Genomic DNA, 4964 nt, shown 5'->3' with positions numbered 1-4964 from the left:
TGCCGCAGCAGAAGCTGTCGACGAAGTTGAACTCGATCCTGTCGGTCGGAGCGATCGCCTTGTCCCAGAACGCCGAGATGGCGTCGCGGCCGTGGTGACCTTTGCCGTCGGGATCGAAGTGCGATGGCCCGATCGGGTCTTCGACGACTGCATCGTCGGCGAACACCGCCAGCCAGGCGTCCTTGTTGCGGGCCTGGACCGCATCGCGCGAGCGTTGTCCGGCTACATGAGCCGGGTGATCGGGTTTCATGAACTGCTCCTCGGTTTGTCAGCCGGTTTCTCGCTACCTACCACCCACATCGAGTAGTACTGTGAACCGCCGCCGTAGGCGTGGCCCAGGGCCTTGCGCGCACCCGAAACCTGGTGTGCGCCGGCCTTGCCCATCACCTGTATCGCGGCTTCGGCGAATCGGATCATTCCGGAGGCGCCGATCGGGTTGCTCGACAGCACGCCACCGGAGGGGTTCACCGGGAGCCGGCCGCCGATCGCGGTCTCGCCGGCCTCGGTGAGCTTCCAGCCCTCGCCCTCGCGCGCAAAGCCCAGGTTCTCCAGCCACATCGGCTCGAACCAGGAGAACGGCACATAGATCTCGGCCACGTCGATCTCGTCGATCGGGCTGGTGATACCGGCCGCCTGCCACAGCGCAGTGGCGGCGTCGCGACCCGCCTGCGGGTTGACCTGGTCGCGGCCGGAGTAGGCCAGCGGCTCGGTGCGCAGTGCGGTGGCGTGGATCCACGCCACCGGATCACCGCCTGTCACCCGCGCATCGGCGGCCTGTTCGTCGCCGATCACCACCGCGCAAGCGCCGTCCGACGACGGGCACGTTTCGTCGAAGCGGATGGGGTCCCACAGCATCTGCGACGACATCACCTTCTCTATCGTGATGTCGGGCTGCTGCAGGTGCGCCAGCGGGTTGCGGGCACCGTTGAGCCGGTCCTTGACCGCCACCAATGCCCCGATGTGAGGCGGTGCGCCGGAGCGGCGGATGTAGGCGCGCACGTGTGGCGCGAAGTATCCACCTGCGCCGGCTCCCACCGGCTTGGTGAACGGCACCGGAATCGAGAGTGCCCACATGGCGTTCGATTCCGACTGTTTCTCCCATGCCATCGCCAGCACCCGACGGTATCTGCCCGACTGCACCAGGCCGGCAGCCACCACGGCGGTGGACCCACCCACCGAACCCGCGGTGTGGACCCGGATCAGCGGCTTGCCGGTGGCTCCGATGGCGTCGGCCATGAACAGCTCGGGCATCATCACACCCTCGAAGAAATCGGGTGCTTTTCCGACCACGACGGCGTCGATATCGGTGAAGGCCAGACCGGAGTCGGCTAGAGCACCGTCGATGGCTTCCCGCACCAGGCCGCTCATCGAAACGTCATGTCGCTTGGCGACATAGCGCGTCTGTCCGGTACCCAGAACCGCGGCGAGCCTGGCCATCAGGTTCGCCCTTCCATCACAACGACCAGGTTCTGTTGCAGCGCAGGCCCACTGGTGGCATGCGCAAGCACCCGCTGCGCCGAGCCGGAGAAGATGTGCCGGGCGGCAAAGCCGATTCGTTCCAGACCGGCCACAAACATCGGATTGGCGGACAGTGCACCGCCGGACGGGTTGAGCGTCACCGTCGACGGCAACCGCATCGCCTCGGTGAGCAGCAACTGCTGGTGGGTGAAGGGTGCGTGGATCTCGGCGACGTCGACTGCGGGGATATCGTCACCGGTGGCCAGCCGGGTGATCGCCCTCGTCGACGGAGACTGAGTCAGATCCCGGCTGCCCAGCACCGGGGATTCGATGCGGTGCTCGAAACCGGTGATCCACGCTGGATTTTCGCACAGCTCCCGGGCGCGGCCGCCGGCGGCCAGCACAACAGCGGCCGCTCCGTCGGTGATCGGGGCGATGTCGTGCCGGCGCAGCGGGTCGGCGAAGAACGGGCGATCCAGCAGCTCGTCGAGGTTGTCGCTGGACTCCACGGAGTCCACCCGCTGGGCGCAGGCGAACGACTCCAGGGCCACCCGGGCCATCTGCTCGGCTGTCCACACACCGGCGTCCAGCCCCAGGCGGGCCTGCAGTGCGGCGACCGACACCGAGTCGGGCCAGAGCGGAGCGACGGTGTACGGATCGGTCTGCAGGGCCAGTATCCGGCGCAGCACCCCGGCCGACGACTTGCCGAACCCGTACGCCAACGCGGTGTCGACCTCCCCGGTCAACACCTTGATGTAGGCCTCGTAGAGCGCCCAGGCGCCGTCCATCTCCACGTGCGACTCGTTGATCGGCGGGACGGCGCCGATAGAGTCGATCGCCGAGATAAACGAGAATGCCCGTCCAGCAAGGTAATCCGAGGACCCCGAGCACCAGAACCCGATGTCGGCCCTCGTGATGCCCAGTTCCGAGTAGAGCTCGGAAAAGCACGGCATCAGCATCTCGACACCGTTGGTGGTGCCGTCGGTGCGGCGCACATGCGGGGCGTGGGCGAAGCCGACTACCGCGACGTCGCGAGAGCCAGTCACTTCACAACGCCCCTCACAAGTGGTGCTTGTAGGTGTCGTAGTCGGCGTCGGGTTCCCCGATCGGCCGGAAGGACTCGATATTGTCCATCCCGTATCCCCACTGCTCGCGAGGTTTCCACACCGCCTGCACCCGCATGCCCATCCGGACGTCGTGCGCCTCGACGTCGGAGACCAGCGTCAGAAACGGGATGTCGGCGCCGTCGAGCAACACATAGGCGGCCACGTAGGGCGGTGTGATGCGCTGGCCCAGGAACGGAATGTTGACGATCGCGAACGTCGTCACGGTGCCCGTGTCCGACACCTCGACGAAATCGGTGAGCGGCTGGCCGGTGGCCGGGTCGGCTTCGCGGGCCGGGAAGTACACCTTGGCCTTTTCGCCGGTCCTCGCGCCGAGCAGCCTGCCGTCCTGCAGCGCACGCAGATAAGCGCTCTCCGGATACGAGGCGCTGTGCTCAATCTCCAGCTCGATCGGGGTGATGACGATCGCGACCGGGTCGCGCTGGTCGGTGACGGCCGGAACTTCCTCGGCTGCATCCTTCAGGTCGCCCAGCGCGAAGTAGGCGATGTCGGTGATCGCGCCGACCGGCTCGTCGGCCCAGTGCGCATGCACCCGGGCGCCGGTGCTGATGCCAGACGGTCCCGCAGCTCCCGCGTCGACCGCGTGCAGCATCGGGACGTCGGCGCCGTCGAGCTGGATCAGCGCGAAGGCGAACGGCCGATCCAGCGGCTGACCCGGCAGCGGCGCCGGCTGCCAGGACCATGACACCACGGTGCCAACGCTTTCCACTTCGACGATCTCGGTCAGCGGTGCGTGGTCGACCGGATCGTATTCGGCCGGCGGGACATAGACCCGGCCGTCGGAGCCACGCACTCCGACGATGCGGCGCTCGCGCAGTGCCGTGAAGAACTGGCCGAGAACAGGTCCGACCGAACGGGTGTAGTCGAACGACAACCGCAGCGGCGCGGAAAGGGGTGGTTCGGGTTGCTCCGTTCCGGCGGGCCGGTGTGCGCTCACGGTCACGGCATCGAGTAGAACAGGTTCTAACAATCTGGGCAAGACTGCGGGTACTAGAGGGTAAGGGGCCAAGCATGAGGCTGGGGTTGCAACTGGGGTATTGGGGCGCGCAGCCGCCGGCCAACGCAGGTGAGTTGGTGGCCGCCGCCGAGGAGGCCGGCTTCGACGCTGTCTTCACCGCCGAGGCCTGGGGGTCGGACGCCTACACCCCGCTGGCGTGGTGGGGTGCCTCGACGCACCGGCTGCGGCTGGGCACCTCGGTGGTGCAGCTGTCGGCGCGCACCCCGACAGCGTGCGCGATGGCCGCGCTCACCCTCGACCACCTCTGCGGTGGCCGGCACATCCTCGGGCTGGGCGTCTCCGGTCCGCAGGTGGTGGAGGGCTGGTACGGGGCTCGGTTTCCCAAGCCGCTATCGCGCACCCGCGAGTACATCGACATCTTGCGCCAGGTCTGGGCCCGCCAGGCGCCGGTGACCAGCGGCGGCCCCCACTACCCGCTACCGCTGACCGGCGCCGGCACCACCGGCTTGGGCAAGGCGCTCAAACCGATCACCCACCCACTGCGCGTCGACATCCCGGTGATGCTGGGTGCGGAGGGGCCGAAGAACATCGCGCTGGCCGCCGAGATCTGCGACGGCTGGTTGCCGATCTTCTACACGCCGCGGCTGGCCGGCATGTACAACGAGTGGCTCGACGAGGGCTTCGCGCGGCCCGGCGCCCGGCGCACCCGGGCTGACTTCGAGATTTGCGCCAGCGCCCAGGTGGTCATCACCGGCGACCGCGCGGCGGCGTTCGCGGGCATCAAACCGTTCCTGGCGCTGTACATGGGCGGGATGGGCGCCGAAGACACCAACTTCCACGCCGACGTCTACCGCCGGATGGGTTACTCGCAGGTGGTCGACGACGTCACCCGGCTATTCCGCTCTGGACGCAAGGACGAGGCCGCCAAGGTCATCCCCGACGAACTTGTCGACGACGCCGTCGTGGTCGGCGACATCGAGTACGTGCGCGAGCAGATCTCGGTGTGGGAAGCCGCCGGCGTGACGATGATGGTGGTCACCGCGCATGGTGTCGATCAGATCCGTCAGCTGGCGGGGTTGGTCTCGCCTCCACCCGTCTTGCAGCACGATGAGAACACGTTCTAGATTAACCGGGTGACCGAGACCGGCCTGTGGAACATCGCCCGCGATCAACCCGATTCGGTCGCGGTGGTCGACGTGATGGGTGGCCGGCTGACTTATGCGGAGCTGACCGCGCGCGCCGACCGCTACGGCCGCGGGCTGCAAGCCCTGGGGCTGCGTCCCGGCGACGTGCTGGTCATGGTGTTGCCCAACGTCGTCGACACCCTTGCGGTGTACTTCGCCGCCATGCAGACCGGCCTGTACATCGTCGCGGTCAACTGGCATTTGACCGGCCCCGAGATCGGCTACATCCTCTCCGACAGC

6 protein-coding genes are annotated in these 4964 nt (G+C 67.6%); 2 read left to right on the top strand and 4 right to left on the bottom strand.

Going from position 1 to position 4964, the window contains the following annotated elements; all coding sequences use genetic code 11:
- The 4 genes from AC2VON_RS06395 to AC2VON_RS06380 form a co-directional block, all read right to left on the bottom strand.
- The coding region (locus AC2VON_RS06395; protein WP_486952189.1) for a nuclear transport factor 2 family protein at window positions 1-250 on the bottom strand (250 nt) is incomplete at its 3' end.
- Window positions 247-1440: a thiolase domain-containing protein gene (locus tag AC2VON_RS06390; RefSeq protein ID WP_486952190.1), complete on the bottom strand. Its 1194-nt coding sequence runs from the start codon at window positions 1438-1440 to the stop codon at window positions 247-249. The genes AC2VON_RS06395 and AC2VON_RS06390, both read right to left, overlap by 4 nt.
- Window positions 1437-2504 carry a thiolase domain-containing protein gene (locus tag AC2VON_RS06385; RefSeq protein ID WP_486952188.1) on the bottom strand — a complete coding sequence of 356 codons (1068 nt, stop codon included), beginning with the start codon at window positions 2502-2504 and terminating at the stop codon, window positions 1437-1439. Before AC2VON_RS06385 ends, AC2VON_RS06390 begins: the two co-directional genes overlap by 4 nt.
- A 13-nt stretch (window positions 2505-2517) precedes the next feature.
- Window positions 2518-3525, bottom strand: coding sequence for a Zn-ribbon domain-containing OB-fold protein (locus AC2VON_RS06380; RefSeq protein WP_486952187.1), 1008 nt, complete (start codon window positions 3523-3525; stop codon window positions 2518-2520).
- 68 nt (window positions 3526-3593) lie between these two features.
- Here AC2VON_RS06380 and AC2VON_RS06375 point away from each other — a divergent pair, with 68 nt between their 5' ends.
- Both AC2VON_RS06375 and AC2VON_RS06370 read left to right on the top strand, forming a co-directional pair.
- Window positions 3594-4664 carry an LLM class F420-dependent oxidoreductase gene (locus AC2VON_RS06375; protein ID WP_486952186.1) on the top strand — a complete coding sequence of 357 codons (1071 nt, stop codon included), beginning with the start codon at window positions 3594-3596 and terminating at the stop codon, window positions 4662-4664.
- A 9-nt stretch (window positions 4665-4673) separates the two neighbouring features.
- Window positions 4674-4964 (top strand): AMP-binding protein (locus AC2VON_RS06370; protein ID WP_486952185.1); only part of this gene is annotated, 291 nt, incomplete at its 3' end.

Source organism: Mycobacterium sp. TH-M82 (genome assembly GCF_057473605.1).
This window is presented reverse-complemented; position numbering and strand designations above follow the sequence as displayed.